This window comes from Brucella pseudogrignonensis, from assembly GCF_002252525.1.
GTDB lineage: Bacteria > Pseudomonadota > Alphaproteobacteria > Rhizobiales > Rhizobiaceae > Brucella > Brucella pseudogrignonensis.
The window spans coordinates 145814-165220 of the sequence record NZ_NNRM01000017.1 but is presented as its reverse complement, the minus strand read 5'-3'; the positions used below and the strand labels follow the sequence as shown (position 1 = coordinate 165220).

Sequence of the window (19407 nt, the reverse complement as noted above, 5' to 3'; positions counted from 1 at the left end):
TTGTCTCAAAGTCTGGTGAGTTCGCCCGCAGCAACATTGAAAAACTGCGCATCCCCTTCAAGAGCTTCAAACAGTGAACGGTCGGTGCCGGTCATGAAAGCCTGTCCGCCAAGATCATCGAGAATACCAAATAAAGCCGCGCGGCGTCCGGTATCGAGATGGGCCGCGATTTCATCAAGCAACAAAATCGGTGCCATGCCCGAAAGCTCGCCCGTCAGCCTTGCATGAGCCAGAATAAGCCCGATCAGCAGTGCCTTCTGCTCGCCGGTGGAACAAAGGGCAGCGGGCATGGATTTTGGCCGATGCTGCACAATCAGATCCGTGCGATGTGGACCTTCAAGCGTGCGCCCTGCAGCGCGATCCCGCGCACGACCGTCTCGCATTGTACGACGAAAATCTTCTTCAAGATCAAGCGCTGCTTCGAGACCAATGCGCTGCTCAAGCGTTCCTTCAAGAAAGCAGTCTGCCTTGGGAAAAGGACCTTCGGCAGGCAGGCGTTCAATCATCGCAGCGATCAGCCGCATGGCCTCTGAGCGGGCCGCCGCTATGGCAATGCCAAGCTCAGCCATCTGGCTTTCAATCGCATCGAGCCACTGATTGTCGCTGTTACCCTCGCTCAGCAGCCGATTGCGCGAGCGCATGGCCTTCTCATAATCCAGCACGCGCTTGCCGTGGCTGGTATCGATTGCCAGCACCATGCGGTCAAGAAAGCGCCGCCTGTCTGAAGCGCCACCGGTAAATAGACCGTCCATCGACGGCACCACCCAGAGAATGCGCGCATAATCGAGAAGTTCGTCACCGGACGCAGCATTGCTATTGATGCGAACTTTGCGGCCGCCTTCACCACCGCCCGCTGTGCCGGTGCCGATTTCAGCATCACCGTAGATCATACAATCAAGCGAAGCATGAATGGCAAAGCCATCGCGGCCGCTGGTACGAGCCACGTCATCATAGGAAGCACGGCGCAGCCCCCTGCCCGGCGACAGAAAGGAAACGGCTTCAATGAGATTGGTTTTTCCTGAACCGTTTTCACCTGTCAGCACCACATGGCCGGGACCAAGCGGAAGCGTGAGTTCCGTGTAGTTGCGGAAATCAGAAAGTTTAAGCCGCCGGACCGAGACTCGATCCGGACGGCTTATAATGGGTTCAGAAATGCTCACGGTCGGTTTTCAAATCCTAGACGCGCATAGGCATCAGAACATAGAGCACATCTTCATCGCCGGTATCGCGCACCAGCGTAGGAGAACCGGCATCAGCCAGCATGAAGACGGCATCGGAACCGGAAAGCTGGCTCGTGATGTCGAGCAGATATTTCGAGTTGAAACCGATATCGATCGGATCAGCATCGTAATCGGCTGCCAGTTCATCGGTCGCACTTCCCGAATCGGGATTGTTGACCGTCAGCGTCAACTGACCATCAGCGATCGAAAGCTTGACCGCACGGCCGCGCTCACTGGAAATCGTGGAAACACGATCAACAGAAGCAGCAAATTCCTGACGGCTGATGGTGAGCTTCTTGTCATTGCCCGAAGGGATCACGCGCTGGTAATCCGGGAATGTACCATCGATGAGCTTGGAGGTCAGAACCACCGAGCCAACAGTGAAGCGGATTTTTGCGTCAGAAAGTTCAACCGAAACAACCGTATCCGGAGCATCAACGAGCTTCTGGAGTTCAGCGACCGTCTTGCGCGGAATAATGATGCCCGGCATACCTTCAGTGCCAGAAGGGGCTTCGAGTTCAGCGCGTGCCAGACGATGGCCATCAGTTGCAACAGCACGCAACTTCAAAGCACCATCGCTTTCAATGGCGTGGAAATAAATGCCGTTGAGGTAATAACGGGTTTCTTCCGTCGAGATCGCAAACTGGGTGCGATCAATCAGGCGTTTCAGAGCCTGTGCATCGATGCGGAATGAATGGGTGAAAGCGCCGGCAGTCAGTTCCGGAAAATCGGACTGTGGCAGCGACTGCAGACGGAAAGAGGATTTTCCGGAAATCACCGAAATCGAGCCGCCATCCGGATTGGTGGACAGCATCACTTCAGCGCCATCCGGCAGCTTGCGCACGATATCATAAAGAAGATGTGCCGGAACCGTGGTGGCACCAGCCTGCTCGACCATGGCTGCGGTTGCTTCATTGACCTCAAGATCAAGGTCGGTGGCCTTCAGCGCGAGGCTTGCGCCCTCTGCCTGCAAAAGCACGTTCGACAGGATAGGAATCGTGTTGCGGCGTTCGACAACGCGATGCACATGATTGAGGGATTTAAGAAGGTTCGACCGTTCCAGGGTTACACGCATATTGAAACGCACTCGCTCTCTAGGACTGGGCAACCGCGCAACGGGCAGACGCCCCTATCAGTAAGGCGCTTGTGGCGCCCGAAGGTTTGCTAAAGTGGCAGATTTTTGAGACGAAAAGCAAGCCCGCGCCACGTCGCAAATCGACACGGCGCGGGCTTTTTAACTAATTTCTGTCGATCAGGCTGCCTGATCGTTGATCAGACGCTTGAGAAGCTCAAGTTCTTGCGCCAGCTTGGTGTCAGCACCGACCAGATCTTCGATCTTGCGAACCGCATGAAGAACCGTCGTGTGGTCGCGACCACCAAACCGACGACCGATTTCCGGCAGCGAACGTGGCGTCAGCATCTTGGCAAGATACATTGCAACCTGACGTGGCTTCACGATGGTACGCGTGCGGCGATTGGAAAGCAGGTCTTGCTTCGACACATTGTAGTGACGAGCAACGATGCGCTGAATTTCTTCAATGCGGATGCGCTTTGGTTCGCCTACGCGTGTCAGATGGCCAAGCAGTTCGTCAACGCGATCAATCGAGAGATTAGGCTCGAACGACTGACGGAACAGAAGCTGGTTGAATGCACCTTCCAGTTCGCGACCCGATCCAGTGACCGTACGGGCGACATGAGCGAGGATATCGTCATCGATATTGAGGCTTGGATCTTCGACCTGAGCAGCCGTCAGACGGCGGCGCAGCATCTCGACGCGCATTTCGTAGTCTGGTGCAACAACTTCCAGAGCGACACCGCCCTGAAGACGCGAGCGCACGCGAACATCAAGCGATTCCAGTTCCGAAGGTGCACGGTCGGCGGCAACAACAACCTGCTTGGCGCTATCGAGCAGCGTGTTGAGCAGATGACAGAATTCATGCTGGATCGACTTGCCCTGCAGGAACTGCATGTCATCGATGACGAGCAGGTCGATATCACGAAGCTGTTCCTTGAAGGAAAGAGCATTGTTGTCACGAATCGCAGTTGCAAAGCGCCACATGAAATATTCAGCGGTCAGATAAACGACTCGGGCCTTTTCCTGACGCTGCAGCGCTGCTGCGGCAATTGCCTGCAGAAGGTGAGTCTTACCAAGACCGACAGATGCATGGATGAAAAGCGGGTTGAAGCGAACAGCGCTAGAACCTGCTTCTGCGATGGTGCGGGCGGCAGCAAGAGCTACACGGTTGGATGCGCCATCAATGAAAGAATCAAAAGTATAACGTGGGTCGAGCGGTGAGCCGAGAACGGCACCGGAAGCGGCAACCGATTCTGCAACAACTGCGGAACCGCGCTTTTCAGCACTTGGCTGGCCTACAGGGAAAGCCATCTTCTCGCGGGGAGCGACAGACAGTTTTGCTTCAATCGCGTCATTCGTATCCGCTGCTGGTGCTGCAGTACGAACGACTCTGCTCACGCCGCGCACAACGACTTCAACTTTGAGAATCTGCGGATTTTCTTCCTGCCAAAGCTCGGTCAGCAGTTCAGAATAATGATTGTTGATCCAAGAGCGGAGGAATGCGGTCGGAACCGACAGACGAACAACGCTTTTGGAGAGGTCATCGAGCTTGAGGCGACCAAACCAGCTTGAATAAATCTCGCTGCCGACGCGTGCCTTGAGCTTTGCAGTCAGACGCTCGAAAACGTCTTCGCCGACGTTGCTTTCAGCACTCACCACGAGGCTGTTTTCTTTTCCAGTAGCAGAAGATCCATGGATACGGTTCGCATGCGCATCATCACCCATCATTGCCGTCGACTTACCAGTCATCATTGCCATCGTCTCGCCTGCCTTCACATTCCTACGCGCTAGTTTTACAGCGCTTGTCGTTATTTCCTGCATCGTGTCCGGTTTGGGGAACCGGAAACCCAGCTGGTACTCAATTCACACTGGTTCTTTCTAAGAACCGCACACAAACTCAAACCGTCCGCAATCGAACAACTGCTGCGGACAAACACCCAGATAACTCCTGTTGAGCTACTCGTTACGACTCATCAAATCCTTGCTCAAGGCTGATTGCCCGGATCGGAATTTGCCACAACCATTCAATTGCGAAGATGCGCCAAAAACAGCATTCCGGTTAATGAATGGTAAGCAATCACCAAAAGAGACAAACTTAATAAGAACAGGACCTTAAGACCAGAATTCAGCACTCGCGGACAAAGCTGCCCACGCCAATAAGACATCCTATTTAATGCTAACTCCGGGCCATCGGCCCACCCCTCTTATGGCTCTGACTTTAACGAAGCCTTACGGCAAAGAGCAAGCCTAAGATCTGCAGTTTTTTCTTCAAGAAAGACTTGCATGCCCTGTGCCCTCAAGCAGAGAATCGGTCGAGAGAGCAATAACGCCTTTGGATTCAATGCGTTTTGATTGACGGTTTTTTTAGACGGGCACGATATGTTCTCCGACAAAATAATTTTTCAAAAAGTGGCTTGACTCAGAGGGGCTTCCGAGTCCTCCGCAGGGGCTGTGGATAACTGTGGATAAACACGCACAAGCTTTTGAAAATAATGAGGAATTCGCCGCATATATCTTTCGATTAGTTCTAAAACTATCTGCCTGATATGAAATATTGCTAAAAAAACATACTCATAGTTTCGAGGGTACGTTTCTTTAAAAAAGTTCCAAAAAAGAAAACCCGGCTAACAATGAGCCGGGTTTCGAAACCTAATTTTATAAATAGGTAGTATTAGGCGTTCAGAGCCTTAACGCGTGCAGCAAGGCGCGAAACCTTACGAGCAGCGGTATTCTTGTGAACGACACCCTTTGAAGCAGCGCGCATCAGTTCAGGCTCAGCAGCCTTGAATGCAACCGATGCTGCTTCCTTGTCGCCGCTCAGGAGAGCGTCTTCAACCTTGCGGAGGAAGGTGCGAACGCGCGAACGACGGGACTTGTTGATTTCGGTGCGGGCAGCGATCTTGCGCACTGCCTTCTTGGCCGAAGGAGTATTGGCCATAAATGCCTCTCTTTTTTCTGTCAGCAGCCCACTGGATTTAACCGTCGGGCACAAAACCTCTAGGGCAGCCATAATGCCTAGGGCCGCCGATCCGTGGCGGGCTTATAGATCAGCTTTGCCTTCGCGTCAACGAGGATTCTGATCTCAAAGCGCGTCAGAAGGCCGGATATGCGGCCTTCTTGCCGAATTTCAGGCAGTCAAGGCAGCTATAACGCCTCAATTGCCCTTCCCGCCCTCTTCACATCAGCGATTCTTGAACGATGGCGTGCGCTTGTCGATAAACGCAGACATGCCTTCTTTCTGATCTTCCGTGGCAAACAGCGAATGAAACAGGCGTCGCTCAAAACGCAGGCCTTCATCAAGTGTAGTCTCATAAGAACGGTTGACCGATTCTTTGACCATTTGCACGGATGGCTGCGAGAAAGAGGCAATACGCTCGGCAGCTTTCAAAGCTTCTTCAATCAGTTCTTCCGGTGCAACAAGACGCGAAACAAGGCCGCAACGTTCGGCTTCCTCAGCGCCCATCATGCGTCCGGTCAGACACATATCCATCGCCTTCGACTTGCCAACAAAGCGCGTGAGGCGCTGAGAGCCGCCCATACCTGGCATTACGCCCAACGTAATTTCCGGTTGGCCGAATTTGGCATTGGTGGCTGCGATAATGAAATCGCACATCATGGCAAGCTCACAGCCGCCGCCCAACGCATAACCTGACACGGCTGCGATGATCGGCTTGCGGGTACGATCCACTTTCCGCCAATCTGCAAACATGTCTTGCAGATAGGCATCGACGAAGTTGATCGGCTGCATTTCCTTGATGTCGGCACCGGCCGCAAAGGCCTTTTCCGAACCGGTAAGAACGATCGCACCGATTCTGCCATCGGTATCGAAGGCGGCCAGTGCTTCCGTCAGCTCCTTGAGTACTGTGCTGTTGAGTGCATTCAGCGCCTGCGGTCGGTTGAGACGGATGAGTCCCACGCCACCGCGCGTCTCCACAACGATCGTTTCATAAGCCATGAGAAAGCTTCTCCTCCTTGATCGGTTCATAGTGGCGGCCAAGTTGGACCGCCCGACTCACTTTGGCAAGGTCAGCTCAGAATCAACTTTGGCAGGAAGCGCAGAAAAAGGTCGAACGGCCTGCCTGCACGGCGCGTTCCACAACTCCGGTACAGCCCGGCGTACGGCACGGCTCTGCCTCGCGCCCATAAACGGAGAATGAATGCTGGAAGTAACCAAGCGCACCATCAGCCTGAATGTAGTCCTTCAGACTGGAGCCGCCAGCTGCAATCGCCTCGGCAATCACAGTGCGGATATCTTCAGCCAGCCGGTCAAGAACTTTCGCATCCTGGACAATTGAACCTGCGGCACGCATCGGGGAAAGACGCGAGCGCCACAGCGCCTCGCAGACATATATATTGCCAAGCCCTGCGATGAGGCGCTGATCAAGCAAAGCCGCTTTCAACGGCGTCTTGCGGCCTTCAAAGAGCGTTCCAAGCAATTCACCTGAAAGGCGATTGCCTGTAGGCTCTACGCCCAGACCTTTCAGAAAGGGATGTTCATCCAATGTGCCCTTCTCCGCAAAGAGCATGAATCCAAACCGGCGCGGGTCGTTATAGATGACGCGTGCGGTTGACCCATTTCCCCTCAAGAGATGGAAAACGACATGGTCATGTTTTGCGATTTTGGATCGCTCGTGATGAAAGCCGCCCGGCATTCCTTCCGCATCATCCGCTTCAATCCGAAACGAACCGGACATGCCAAGATGGCTGATGATCGAAAGCCCATCGTCGAGATGCATCGTGAGATATTTTGCGCGCCGCCCGAGCGCGTCGATGTTGCGTCCGGACAGACGCTCAACAAAGTGATCGGGAAAAGGGAAACGGAGATCAGGCCTGTTCTGCTCGATCCGTTCGATTTTCGCGCCTTCCATGAAAGGCTGCAAACCGCGGCGAACCGTTTCGACCTCAGGTAATTCGGGCATTTTTCATCTTTCAGGCGGGAAAAGAAACAAGCTGTCACGACCATATAATGCCGCTCGGCTGCATTTGCCATCCGTTAACCCAAACCAGATCGAAGTAGGACCCGACCTATATTAACGTTTTATTTTCCTTGTTTCTTAAACTCATCACAATTGCCAGGCACTAAAAAGAACCCCAACGAGACTTCAGCTCAGGGTAAGTAACATGCCGGCTTTGATGACGCGCTTTTTTAAAAACAGATCGGGTGCAGCGATGATCGAATGCACACTCATCGGTGCGCTTGCTGTTATCGCCGTCATTAGTGGCATGGCGCTTTTCGCTGGAAAGCCTGCTTCCGCTTTTGATTACAAGGCCGCACAGATCCAGATGACTGAACGAAACTAAGTTGTCTCTCTTCATGCAGAATTGAATAGCCGCCCTGTTCACGCAGGGTGGCTATTTGTTTATTGATTGAGCCAGAAATTCTAATCGCCGAGGAATGTCATGACCGTTGAGATCGTAGCCGCAAAATCAGCAGACAGCCGCCCAATCTGGTTCATCGGAAAGAATAAGACCGAGCAGACAGCGCTGACATCCGATGTTCAGGCTTGGGCCAAGGCCAATGATTTTAACGGGGAATCCGGTCGTATTCTGGTACTTCCCGGCAAAGACGGCACGATTGCCGGTGCTTTGTTTGGCACAGGTGATGACGACCAGGGCGGTCAATCGCAATTGCTCGCCGGAAAATTGGCGCGCGGCCTCCCCGAAGGCGACTGGCATATCGAAAATAAGCCAGACCACGCAGAACTGGTAACTCTCGCCTTCTTGATGGGCGGCTATAGCTTCACGCGCTATCGCAAGGGCAGCGACAAAACTATCCGTCTGGCGGTGCCGGCAGGCGTCAACGCCACTGAAACACAGCATATTGCCGACGCCGTAACGCTTGCACGCGATCTTATCAACACGCCGACCAATGACATGGGACCAGATGCTCTGGAACAGGCTGCGCGCGATCTCGCTTCCAGGAATGGCGCAAAGGTCAGCACGATTGAAGGCGATGCGCTGCTGAAACAAAACTTCCCGATGATCCATGCGGTTGGTCGCGCAGGCAGCATTGCGCCGCGCCTCATTGATCTCACTTGGGGCAAGGATAGTGATCCGAAGATCACCCTCGTCGGCAAGGGTGTATGTTTCGACACTGGCGGTCTCGATATCAAGCCAGCGAGCGGCATGTTGCTCATGAAAAAGGATATGGGCGGTGCCGCCAATGTGCTGGGCCTTGCGTCGATCATCATGAATGCAAAACTCCCGGTTCGACTGCGCGTGCTTATCCCGGCAGTTGAAAACTCAATCGCAGGCAATGCATTCCGCCCAAGCGACATTCTGCAAAGCCGCAAGGGCTTGAGCGTCGAAATTGGCAATACCGATGCGGAAGGTCGTCTCCTTCTGGCCGATGCGCTGACGCTGGCCGACGAAGAAGAGCCGGAGCTCATCATCGATATGGCAACACTGACCGGTGCTGCGCGTGTGGCGCTTGGCCCTGATCTGCCGCCTTTCTATACGCATGACGATGCGCTTGCAGCAGCCATTGCTGAAAAGGCCGACGAGACGGCTGATCCGCTCTGGCGTATGCCGTTGTGGGCGCCCTATGCGCAAAAACTTTCATCGCGCGTAGCGGACATCAACAATGTTACGACTGACGGCTTTGCTGGATCTGTGACCGCTGCACTGTTCCTGAGCCGCTTTGTCGAGAAGGCGAAAAGCTGGGCACATTTCGATATTTATGGTTGGGTGCCGGTCGAAAAGCCTGCCTCGCCTGTCGGTGGTGAAGCGCAGGCCATCCGCGCGCTCTATGCGCTTCTCAAGCATAAATATCCCGCAAAATGAAATAACTTGCCTGCAAAAAGAAAACGTCGTTGAATGATACGGGTCCGAAACAATCACCCGAAATTCGGTAGGTTATGCCCGTTGAACTGAAGCCTTTACAGGCACTGACATTGCTGAGAACGCTTTCACTGGCACAGGTGCAGGATGAAATGCCTGACCTGACCACGCGGCAAGCGGCTATCCTTCTGACAATTTATCTGGAAACACCCCCGCATACCGTGCGAGGGCTGGCAGCCAAGCTGAATGTTACCAAGCCGGTGATAACGCGTGCGCTCGACACGATGGGAACGCTCGATCTCGTATCCCGGCATCGTGATGAAAAAGATCGTAGAAATGTGCTAGTAAAGAGAACAGTCACTGGCGCACTTTATGTCGAAAGACTAGGCGATCTTGTGATCGCCAGAGCCAGGGAGTTACCATTGTGAGCATACTCGATCGCCGTTTGAACGCCTACCGTCCCGATCTCGCCGATGAACGGCTAAGTGGTCAGGTGGAAGCAAGTCGCTTTACGGCTGGCACGCTGATGCAGGTTTCCGATTCGGTTGTCGACCTGCGCGCAGAACCACGCCCCGATAGCGGACCACAGACGCAGATCATCTTTGGCGACACGGTACGCGTTTTTGAAGAGCAGGACGGTTGGTGCTGGGTTCAGGCTGAACGCGACGGCTATACCGGATATGTCTCCGCAGCTTCACTGGAGAAGCCGGTTGATAATGCGACGCATATGGTCATCGTTCCGCGCACATTCGTCTATCCCGGTAATGATCTTCGATTCCCGCATACAAAAGCATTGTCACTCGGTTCGCGCGTGCGAATCGTCGGCACCTATGAAAAACGTGGCACCGAATATGCACTGCTTGAGAGCGGTGAAGCGTTAATTGCCAAGCATCTCGCGCCTTTGAGCGACCATGCCCACGATTTCGTTTCGGTAGCCGAAACACTCCTGCATACGCCTTATCTCTGGGGTGGGACTTCAGGCTTCGGGATCGATTGCTCCGGTCTTGTCCAGCTTTCGATGTGGGTCGCAGGTCGCAAGGTCCTGCGCGATTCGGATATGCAGGAAACCACGCTCGGTGAAATCGTCGAACCCGACGCAGACTATTCCAATCTCAAGCGCGGCGATCTGGTCTTCTGGAAGGGTCATGTCGCAATTTGTGCCTCACCTGACATGCTGATTCATGCCAGCGGCCATACGATGACCGTAACGCTCGAGCCTCTCAAGGATGCGATCAAGCGCATTGCTTATCTTTATGGCCTGCCTACTCTGATCAGAAGGCCCTGAGGACAGGGTATCTATCATGAAGGGAAGAACATCACTCCCACGATCAGCACTCTGGATGACTACACTCGGAATCTCAGCACTGCTCTTTGGGTTTGTTGTCTTCTTCCCGTCCGCCGTTTCTCTTGAAAGGGCAGCACGTATGACCATCACAGCCTCACCAGCCAGCTTTGCCAGCGTTAACGGCATCGAAATGTACTACCGTGTTGTGGGCAAGGGACCGCCAATCCTGCTGATCCATGGTGGGCTTTCTGACCAGCATGTCTGGGATGCGCAGCTGCCTATTCTGGCGCGTGATCATATGGTGATTGTCGCAGACAGTCGTGGTCAGGGCCGCTCGACACGAACGACCGAGCCACTCACCTATGAGCTGATGGCAGATGATTATGTTGCCCTGCTCGACTATCTGCACGTCAACAAGGTCGATCTTGTTGGCTGGAGCGATGGCGGCATTATCGGCATTGATATTGCCATCCGCTATCCTGAGCGACTGAAAAGCCTGTTCGCACAGGCTGCAAACGTCACGCCGGAAGGTTCAACCGGCTATGCGCTGGCGCGCGCCGAAGGAAAGCCAATTCCCGAACTCCGCCACTACAGCAGCATCGATAAGGAAATTCATGCGCTTTGGGCGAATGAGCCGAATTATACCGCAGACGATCTTTCAAAAATCGATGTTCGGACAGCAATCGTCATCGGCGACCGGGATACCGCAATTACCCGCGAACATACTGAGTTTATTGCAGATCATATACCCGGAGCGCAGCTGGTCATATTGCCCGATTCCGGTCATGGCGTTCCGGCCGAAAACCCACGCCTTTATGCGAAAACGGTTCTGAAGTTCATTGCGGGCAATAGGCTGGACGCGCCGCTAACTGCCAGCAAATAATTAGATTCGGTTCGGCAATACACGGTCCGGTGGGCGATGTCCGTCGACAAAAGCCCTGATATTGATGATGACCTTATCACCCATATCCACACGGCCTTCAATCGTTGCCGATCCCATATGCGGCAGAAGCACGACCTTACCTTTTTCAGCAAGCGATAAAAGGCGCGGGTTGGCAGCTGGCTCATGTTCAAACACATCAAGCCCGGCCCCGGCAATTTTGCCCTGCTCGATCAGTTCGACCAGCGCATTTTCATCAATGATCTGACCGCGCGCCGTGTTCACGAGATACGCGGTCGGCTGCATCAAAGCGATGCGGCGGGCCGAAAGCAGGTGAAAGGTTGCAGGCGTCGACGGGCAATTGACCGAGATAATATCCATGCGAGCCAGCATCTGATCGAGGCTGTCCCAGTAAGTCGCTTCCAGCTCCTCCTCAACTTGTGCGCTAACGCGCTTGCGGTTGTGATAATGGATCGACAGACCGAAAGCCTTGGCGCGGCGGGCAACGGCTGTGCCAATGCGACCCATACCGACAATCCCCAGACGCTTGCCCCAGATGCGGCGCCCAAGCATCCAAGTCGGCGACCAGCCCGGCCATTCGCCGTCACGCTCATTAAGGACGTTTGCGCCTTCAACCAGACGGCGTGGCACCATCAAAAGCAGTGCCAGCGTCATGTCGGCGGTGTCTTCGGTCAGCACATTGGGCGTGTTGGTGACAGTGATGCCGCGCTTTGCAGCTGCGGCTACATCGATATTGTCAACACCATTGCCGAAATTGGCGATCAGTTTAAGATTGGGGCCGGCCTGCTCAATGGCTGCCGCATCGATCACATCGGTTATGCAAGGAACCAGAACATCGGCTTCTTTCATCGCAGCAATAATTTCCGGCTGCGACATGCGATGATCGTCAATATTCAGACGTGCGTCGAACAGTTCCCGCATTCGGGTTTCCACCGGGTCCGGAAGTTTCCGGGTAAGTACGACCAGCGGCTTTTTCTTGTTCGACATCTCCACCCCTTTTTCTTGAGCAGTGCCACCTGTGCAGGTCCATAAATTTCACAGGAAACCTGGCTCGCCGATTCTCATGTTGAGACCTCCTTAACCAAGAAGGTGCAATATGAGATATTGCTTCGGCTGCTCATCTCTAGCAAGGCGGCGCAGCAAAGACAAAGAAAAACAGAATCGCGAAAGCTGCCCTTGCGTCTCCGACGCCTCTCCGGAAACCTGTGAGAAGACAAGCTTTTGCCTGACTTGTTTGAGAAGCAGAGGCGGAAAAACCGCACAATTTTATTTTTGCAGTTGCAGACGGAAACTCCCCATTCGTTGGAACTGCCGTGAAGTGACAGGACGGCGAGAGGTCAGAATTGTACCGAGTACTTTCGCAACGCTTTTTTATCGCAGCACTTGGCAGCATTGCCTTGCTGCTGGTTGTTGCGCCGCTAGGCGCATCGTATAACCATGCTGCAATGGCTCAAGCATCAGCAGGCACAACGCTGGGCGCAAGTGGCTTGCCTGTACCCCGTTTTGTCAGCCTCAAGCCGGCACGCGTCAATCTGCGCGTGGGTCCGGGGCGTGATTATGCCGTGTCATGGTTATTCATGAAATCCGGCCTGCCTGTCGAAATCATTCAGGAATACGATAACTGGCGCCGCATCCGCGATGCCGACGGCACGGAAGGCTGGGTCTATCAGTCTCTCCTGTCGGGCAAGCGCACGGCGATTACGGCACCATGGCTCAAGAACGATCAGGGCGCGATGATTACCATGCGCCGCGATCCGAGCGAAACATCGGGCTTGTCAGCTGAAGTCGAGCCCAATGTTGTCGGCACAGTTCGCGAATGCAATGGCCAGTGGTGCCGGATGGATATTCAGGGTACGCGCGGCTGGATCAGGCAATCGGATCTCTGGGGCGTTTATCCGGATGAAGTGTTCGACTGATCCGGCACAGCGTCAGTCTTGACGTTGCATCATTCGTGAGGTTAGTTCTCACAGAACAAAACCAAGAAGGAGTTTTATGCGCAGAAGTTCAGTGTCTCCGTTTTAACGGATTTGGACCCATCCAACGGATGGGAATTTTGTGCATAGTTAAACTCTGGAATAATCATGAAAAACATGACGGTTATCATCCGCGCCTATCAGGCTGCGGACAAACAGACATTGTCTTCCATCTGGTATCGCGCTTCTTTGGAAGCACATGCGTTTCTAGGAAAAGACCTGCTACGCGATCAGCAGAAGCTTATCGAAGACGTCTATCTCGAAAAGGCAGAGACCTGGGTCGCCGTTATAAATGGTGAGCCGGTCGGGTTTATAGGCCTGTTGGATTGTTTCATCGGCGGACTCTTCGTTGATCCCTCCGCGCAAGGATATGGCATAGGCCGCCGCTTGCTCGACCATGCTCTGGCATTGAAAGGCGAACTCTCTCTCGAAGTCTACGCCGATAATAAAGGAGCCTGCCGTTTCTATCAGCGGCTCGGCTTTCAGGAAATCAGTCGTCGCGAGGAAGATGATAACGGGCTTCCGTTCGCCAATATATGGATGCAGCGAAAAGCTTAGAAAACGCCTCCAATAAGCCGTTTCACGCTTTTCAGAACGGGCTCTAATAAATAGCGGGGCGATTGCTCGCCCCGCTTCAAAGTCGGTATGCGACTTGAATTATTACCAGGCCGGAATAACCGAGCCTTTGAAAGTTTCAGCAATAAACTGTTTCACTTCCGGGCTGTGATAGCTGCTAACCAGCGTCTTCACCCAGTCGGCATTTTTGTCGGCAGTGCGGACGACCAGCACATTGACATAAGGTGCCTTTTCGCCTTCGCGGATAAGCGCGTCACCAGCCGGGTTAAGACCTGCTTCCAGCGCATAATTGGTATTGATGACGGCAGCATCCACATCTTCGAGCGAACGCGGCAATTGCGCGGCATCGAGTTCCACGAACTTCAGGTTTTTCGGGTTTTCAGTTACATCAATTGACGTGACCTTCAGGCCCTTCGACGCATCGAGCTTGATCAGGCCGTTATCTGCAAGCACCAGAAGCGCACGACCGCCATTGGTCGGATCGTTCGGGATGGCGATGGTCGCACCGTCAGCCAGTTCCGATATGTTTTTCATCTTTTTGGAATATACGCCCATCGGGAAGTTGACCGTTGGCGCTACTGTCTCAATCGGAAAGCCACGATCTGCGACCTGATTGTCGAGGTAGGGCTGATGCTGGAAAGAATTAGCATCAAGCGCCTTATCGGCCAGTGCCATGTTCGGAATCACATAATCAGAAAATTCCTGAATATCGATTTCCATACCCTTGGTGGCTGCAACCTCCTTGACCTTTTCCATGATCTGCGCGTGCGGCCCTGGTGTCACGCCAATGCGAATCTTTTCAGCAAAGGCGCTTCCAGTTGAAAAAAGGGCGAATGCAGCGACTGCAATGATCAACTTACGCATAGACGTCTCCAGTCAAATCGTTATCGACGCATTCGTGCTTGGTTGGGAAGTCCGCTTTCAAATGCGCCTGTGAAAGGTGATGGACCGGATGAATCACTTTAACCCATAGTGCGCAACAAAAAAGCGGCCCTAAAGGCCGCTTTCCAAAACCCAATATCAAACAGCTTAACGCGTCTTGCGTCGCAAACGGACGATAATATCCACATTGACGATTTCCATGCCTTCCGGTGCTTCGGGCATGTTGGAGACTGTTGGCTGACCACGTTCGCCATGCGGAATATCGAAAACGACATTCTCGCCTTCAAGGAAGAAGTGCTGGTGATCAGAAATATTGGTGTCGAAATAGGTTTTCGAACCTTCAACGGCGATGATGCGCAGCATACCGGCTTCGGTAAACTGGTGCAGCGTGTTGTAGACGGTTGCTAGCGATACCGGCACATTTGCCAGTACAGCTTCTTCATGAAGGTCTTCAGCGGAAAGATGCCGATCACCCTGCGCGTAAATCAGGCTGGCAAGCGAAACACGCTGACGCGTCGGGCGCAAACCAGCCCCGCGAAGCCGTTCTTCCATTGAAACCATCGAGTGGTTGGCATGATAATTCTGCATATTCACCCTTGGATCCGTCATAAGCTTGTAGCAATTTCGTCAAAGATTAAACGGGCTGTTGCCCATTGCATACTGACATTGATATATGCCGTTGCGAATTAAGTATCAATAGGCATGGTAAAACCCGCCTTTTTTGGGAAAACCCTCTGCACTATTTTACTGACGGAAACACTCTATGTTAGAGGTGTTCCCGAACAGACGACAACCCGACTGCTTCTGGCGACAGAAATGGTCACATCAGAATGATCCTCAAGGGAGGCGTAATGGCAGAACAGAAATCGAGCTACGGGTATGAAGAGCTCCTAAGCTGCGCACGCGGTGAGTTGTTCGGTCCCGGCAATGCACAGCTCCCCCTGCCGCCAATGCTGATGGTGCACCGCATCACCGAAATTTCCGAAACCGGCGGGGAGTTCGACAAGGGCTATATCCGCGCGGAATATGACGTAAGCCCCGACGACTGGTATTTCCCATGCCATTTTCAGGGAAACCCGATCATGCCTGGCTGCCTTGGCCTCGATGGCATGTGGCAGCTGACAGGTTTTTTCCTCGGCTGGCTCGGTGAGCCGGGCCGCGGTATGGCCCTGTCCACTGGTGAAGTGAAGTTCAAGGGCATGGTTCGCCCACACACCAAGCTTCTGCAGTACGGCATCGACTTCAAGCGCGTCATGCGTGGTCGCCTTGTTCTCGGCACGGCAGACGGCTGGCTGAAAGCTGATGGCGAAACCATCTACAAGGCAAGTGACCTGCGCGTCGGCCTGTCAAAAGATGGCGACGGCGCTTAATACATTCATCATTCACGGGCGCGACTGCAGAAAATAATGAGTTTTCATGCAGCCGCGCTCAAAACATGCGAAGATCGCACCTATGTAACCGGGAACAAGGATCAGCCTTCACGGGTTGATCACACGGAACAGGTGTAAAGGAGAACGCGATGCGGCGTGTGGTCGTAACGGGTATGGGGATTGTATCCTCGATTGGAAACAACACCGAAGAGGTAACAACCTCTCTGCGTGAAGCCAAATCCGGCATTTCCCGTGCTGAAGAATATGCCGAACTCGGTTTCCGTTGCCAGGTGCACGGCGCGCCGAAAATCGACGTTGAAGCGCTCGTAGATCGCCGCGCAATGCGTTTTCATGGTCGTGGTACGGCATGGAATCACGTCGCTATGGATCAGGCGATTGCCGATGCAGGTCTTTCGGAGGAGCAGGTCTCCAATGATCGTACCGGCATCATCATGGGTTCTGGTGGTCCTTCGACACGCACGATCGTCGATTCCGCCGACATCACCCGTGAAAAAGGCCCGAAGCGCGTCGGTCCTTTTGCAGTGCCGAAAGCTATGAGCTCGACTGCATCGGCCACGCTCGCAACATTCTTCAAGATCAAGGGTATCAACTACTCGATCTCGTCGGCTTGTGCGACGTCGAACCATTGTATCGGCAATGCGTTTGAAATGATCCAGTACGGCAAGCAGGACCGCATGTTTGCGGGCGGCTGTGAAGATCTCGACTGGACGCTTTCGGTGCTGTTCGATGCAATGGGTGCCATGTCATCCAAGTATAATGAAACGCCATCAACCGCCTCGCGCGCTTACGACAAAAACCGTGACGGTTTTGTTATTGCTGGCGGTGCAGGCGTTCTCGTGCTGGAAGATCTTGAAACAGCCCTTGCTCGCGGTGCGAAGATTTACGGCGAAATCGTCGGCTACGGTGCAACGTCTGACGGCTACGACATGGTAGCACCATCAGGCGAAGGCGCGGTCCGCTGCATGAAGATGGCGCTCTCGACCGTCACAAGCAAGATCGATTACATCAACCCACACGCAACCTCGACGCCAGCAGGCGACGCTCCGGAAATCGAAGCGATTCGTCAGGTCTTTGGCTCAGGCGATGCCTGCCCGCCAATCGCAGCGACCAAGTCGCTGACCGGCCATTCGCTCGGTGCAACCGGCGTTCAGGAAGCAATCTACTCGCTTTTGATGATGCAGAATAACTTCATCTGCGAAAGCGCTCATATCGAAGAACTGGATCCTGCCTTCGCGGACATGCCTATCGTTCGCAAGCGCATCGACAATGCTCAGCTCAATACAGTGCTCTCCAACTCCTTCGGATTTGGCGGCACCAATGCCACGCTGGTGTTCCAGCGTTATCAGGGCTGACGGAGAGGGACAATATGGAAGGTCTGATGCAAGGTAAACGCGGCCTCATTATGGGGGTCGCGAATAACCACTCACTCGCATGGGGAATTTCTAGGCAGCTCGCAGCGCAGGGTGCCGAACTCGCATTCACTTATCAGGGCGATGCACTCGGTAAACGCGTCAAGCCACTGGCCGAACAGGTCGGTTCGGATATGGTGCTGCCTTGCGATGTGGAAGACATTGCTTCGGTCGATGCCGTTTTCGCTGAAATCGAGAAGAAATGGGGAAAGCTCGATTTCATCGTTCACGCCATTGGCTTTTCGGACAAGACGGAGCTGAAGGGACGTTACGCAGACGTCACCACGCGCGATAATTTCAGCCGCACTATGGTGATCTCTGCCTATTCCTTCACGGAAATGGCACAGCGTGCAGAAAAGCTCATGAAGGACGGCGGCTCGATCCTGACGCTGACCTATGGCGGCTCCACACGCACCATCCCGAACTACAATGTCATGGGTGTTGCCAAGGCTGCTCTTGAAGCGATGGTTCGTTATCTTGCTGCCGATTACGGTCCACAGGGTATTCGCGTCAATGCGATCTCGGCTGGCCCGGTTCGCACGCTGGCTGGTGCCGGCATTGGCGATGCACGCGCAATCTTCAGCTATCAGCGCCGTAACTCGCCGCTGCGTCGCACTGTCGATATTGACGATGTGGGCAAATCGGCTGTTTATCTGCTGTCGGATCTTTCCAGTGGTGTAACTGGCGAAATCCATTACGTGGATTCGGGCTACAACATCGTTTCGATGCCAACGCTGGAAGAACTGAAGAGTTCGGCTGACACACGCGGCGAATAAGTCTCATAAGCTTGATAAAAAAGGCCGCCTTTCGAGGCGGCTTTTTTGTTTCATTTCTTAGCATCGAATATTTTGAAGCCGTTCGCTTCCTCAAGAACAGTCACGTTCTTAAACAAGCTTTTAAGTGTCGCCTCATAAGGCAATTGCCTGTTCGCTACCATCAGCAGTCGTCCGCCGGTTTTCAGCCGTGAAGCGGCGGCTGCGATAAAGGTTTGACCGAGCGACACTTCGGTTGCCCGTCCCTCGTGAAACGGCGGGTTCATAATCACCGTGTCGTAAATGCCGGTCAGTTTTTCACTCGTCACATCAAACCAATTAAACGAAATCGGCACGGATGCACCAAGACGCTCCAGATTGCCGCGCGCCGCCTCCAGTGCTTCGTAATCAGCTTCAAAAAGATCGATACCCTTAAGACGATCAGCATATTTGAGGCTTTGCGCCGCCAAATAACCCCAGCCAGCACCAAGATCGGCGACCTGACCAAAGACGATCTTTTCCATATGCGGCACCAGCAGAGCTGAGCCTTTATCGATCACGCCATGCGAGAACATACCCGGCTCTGTGCGGAACACATCATCAATATCTGTCGCCAGCGGCTTCAGAGCATCGATAAAATCATTTGTCAGGTCAGCAGGGCGTTGCAACCAAAAGGCCACCGCATGGTTCTTTGACAGGCGATCGCTGATTTCAGCGATATTGCCGACCCATTTGCGAAAACTATCGACACCAAGCTTCTTGTCGCCACACACGACGATCCACCCACCCGGTTCAACACGCGCCAGAAGCTCCGCAAACCATGCCTCATTGCGTCCGCGATGTTTTCCGAGCAGAAGTAGCCCCCCAGAATAACGGCTCTCCTCATCTAATTCTGGTGCCAATCTGGGAATTGCGTTGAAGCCTTCCTTGTTGAGTGCCAGCCAGTCGGGACGCCAAGGCTGCAGGAAAGTCAGTGCCTGTTTCCATTCGGCCTCAAGATTCCGATCCGCAGACAAGCCGCAGGCAAGGTACGATTGACCCCCAGCAGGCATATCCAGAATGTCCTGATAGAAGGGGAGAAAGAGTGTCTGTTGTGCCGGTGTCATCATGCTTCACCCATGCCGATCAATCATTCAACGCGCAACAAAAAAGCGCGCCACACG

20 protein-coding genes are annotated in these 19407 nt (G+C 53.7%); 10 read left to right on the top strand and 10 right to left on the bottom strand.

Annotated elements, in window-relative coordinates; translation table 11 throughout:
* Window positions 1-5: 5 nt before the first annotated feature.
* The 6 genes from recF to mutM form a co-directional block, all read right to left on the bottom strand.
* Window positions 6-1160, bottom strand: a complete 1155-nt coding sequence (recF, locus tag CEV34_RS07405; protein ID WP_007872902.1) for a DNA replication/repair protein RecF — start codon at window positions 1158-1160, stop codon at window positions 6-8.
* A gap of 16 nt (window positions 1161-1176) precedes the next feature.
* Entirely contained in the window at window positions 1177-2295 is a 1119-nt protein-coding gene (gene dnaN, locus CEV34_RS07400) for a DNA polymerase III subunit beta (protein WP_007872890.1), read from the bottom strand.
* Window positions 2296-2472: 177 nt separating this feature from the next.
* Window positions 2473-4047, bottom strand: coding sequence for a chromosomal replication initiator protein DnaA (gene dnaA, locus CEV34_RS07395; RefSeq protein ID WP_007872889.1), 1575 nt, complete (start codon window positions 4045-4047; stop codon window positions 2473-2475).
* Window positions 4048-4966: 919 nt separating this feature from the next.
* Window positions 4967-5233 (bottom strand): 30S ribosomal protein S20, encoded by a 267-nt coding sequence (gene rpsT, locus CEV34_RS07390; RefSeq protein ID WP_007872888.1) that lies wholly within the window; start codon window positions 5231-5233, stop codon window positions 4967-4969.
* A gap of 243 nt (window positions 5234-5476) precedes the next feature.
* On the bottom strand, window positions 5477-6250 hold the full coding sequence (locus tag CEV34_RS07385) for an enoyl-CoA hydratase (protein ID WP_007872887.1): 774 nt from the start codon (window positions 6248-6250) through the stop codon (window positions 5477-5479).
* 82 nt (window positions 6251-6332) lie between these two features.
* Window positions 6333-7214 carry a bifunctional DNA-formamidopyrimidine glycosylase/DNA-(apurinic or apyrimidinic site) lyase gene (mutM, locus tag CEV34_RS07380; RefSeq protein ID WP_007872886.1) on the bottom strand — a complete coding sequence of 294 codons (882 nt, stop codon included), beginning with the start codon at window positions 7212-7214 and terminating at the stop codon, window positions 6333-6335.
* Between the two features lie 202 nt (window positions 7215-7416).
* On the opposite strand from mutM, the gene CEV34_RS07375 reads away from it, so the two are divergent.
* From CEV34_RS07375 to CEV34_RS07355, 5 genes are all read left to right on the top strand, one after another.
* Window positions 7417-7596, top strand: a complete 180-nt coding sequence (locus tag CEV34_RS07375) for a Flp family type IVb pilin (RefSeq protein ID WP_007872884.1) — start codon at window positions 7417-7419, stop codon at window positions 7594-7596.
* 99 nt (window positions 7597-7695) lie between these two features.
* A complete protein-coding gene (locus CEV34_RS07370; RefSeq protein ID WP_007872883.1) occupies window positions 7696-9078 on the top strand; it encodes a leucyl aminopeptidase family protein in 1383 nt (460 codons plus the stop codon).
* 74 nt (window positions 9079-9152) lie between these two features.
* Window positions 9153-9503, top strand: coding sequence for a MarR family winged helix-turn-helix transcriptional regulator (locus CEV34_RS07365; RefSeq protein ID WP_007872881.1), 351 nt, complete (start codon window positions 9153-9155; stop codon window positions 9501-9503).
* A complete protein-coding gene (locus CEV34_RS07360) occupies window positions 9500-10360 on the top strand; it encodes a C40 family peptidase (protein WP_094543494.1) in 861 nt (286 codons plus the stop codon). Before CEV34_RS07365 ends, CEV34_RS07360 begins: the two co-directional genes overlap by 4 nt.
* 55 nt (window positions 10361-10415) lie before the next feature.
* Entirely contained in the window at window positions 10416-11243 is an 828-nt protein-coding gene (locus CEV34_RS07355) for an alpha/beta fold hydrolase (RefSeq protein WP_007872876.1), read from the top strand.
* Here CEV34_RS07355 and CEV34_RS07350 read toward each other — a convergent pair whose 3' ends face one another.
* Window positions 11244-12248, bottom strand: a complete 1005-nt coding sequence (locus CEV34_RS07350; RefSeq protein WP_007872868.1) for a 2-hydroxyacid dehydrogenase — start codon at window positions 12246-12248, stop codon at window positions 11244-11246. It lies immediately after the preceding gene.
* Between the two features lie 356 nt (window positions 12249-12604).
* On the opposite strand from CEV34_RS07350, the gene CEV34_RS07345 reads away from it, so the two are divergent.
* Window positions 12605-13177, top strand: a complete 573-nt coding sequence (locus CEV34_RS07345; RefSeq protein ID WP_007872866.1) for an SH3 domain-containing protein — start codon at window positions 12605-12607, stop codon at window positions 13175-13177.
* Window positions 13178-13342: 165 nt separating this feature from the next.
* On the top strand, window positions 13343-13792 hold the full coding sequence (locus CEV34_RS07340) for a GNAT family N-acetyltransferase (RefSeq protein ID WP_007872863.1): 450 nt from the start codon (window positions 13343-13345) through the stop codon (window positions 13790-13792).
* 102 nt (window positions 13793-13894) lie between these two features.
* On the opposite strand, the gene CEV34_RS07335 is transcribed toward CEV34_RS07340, so the two are convergent.
* Window positions 13895-14674, bottom strand: a complete 780-nt coding sequence (locus CEV34_RS07335; RefSeq protein ID WP_007872861.1) for a MetQ/NlpA family ABC transporter substrate-binding protein — start codon at window positions 14672-14674, stop codon at window positions 13895-13897.
* Window positions 14675-14839: 165 nt separating this feature from the next.
* Window positions 14840-15280, bottom strand: a complete 441-nt coding sequence (gene irrA, locus CEV34_RS07330; RefSeq protein ID WP_007872859.1) for an iron response transcriptional regulator IrrA — start codon at window positions 15278-15280, stop codon at window positions 14840-14842.
* A gap of 263 nt (window positions 15281-15543) precedes the next feature.
* On the opposite strand from irrA, the gene fabA reads away from it, so the two are divergent.
* From fabA to fabI, 3 genes are all read left to right on the top strand, one after another.
* On the top strand, window positions 15544-16062 hold the full coding sequence (gene fabA, locus CEV34_RS07325) for a 3-hydroxyacyl-[acyl-carrier-protein] dehydratase FabA (protein ID WP_007872855.1): 519 nt from the start codon (window positions 15544-15546) through the stop codon (window positions 16060-16062).
* Between the two features lie 149 nt (window positions 16063-16211).
* Window positions 16212-17435 carry a beta-ketoacyl-ACP synthase I gene (fabB, locus tag CEV34_RS07320; RefSeq protein ID WP_007872853.1) on the top strand — a complete coding sequence of 408 codons (1224 nt, stop codon included), beginning with the start codon at window positions 16212-16214 and terminating at the stop codon, window positions 17433-17435.
* Window positions 17436-17449: 14 nt separating this feature from the next.
* Window positions 17450-18268, top strand: a complete 819-nt coding sequence (gene fabI, locus CEV34_RS07315) for an enoyl-ACP reductase FabI (protein ID WP_007872849.1) — start codon at window positions 17450-17452, stop codon at window positions 18266-18268.
* Between the two features lie 50 nt (window positions 18269-18318).
* On the opposite strand, the gene CEV34_RS07310 is transcribed toward fabI, so the two are convergent.
* On the bottom strand, window positions 18319-19353 hold the full coding sequence (locus CEV34_RS07310) for a class I SAM-dependent methyltransferase (RefSeq protein WP_039859417.1): 1035 nt from the start codon (window positions 19351-19353) through the stop codon (window positions 18319-18321).
* Window positions 19354-19407 lie beyond the last annotated feature (54 nt).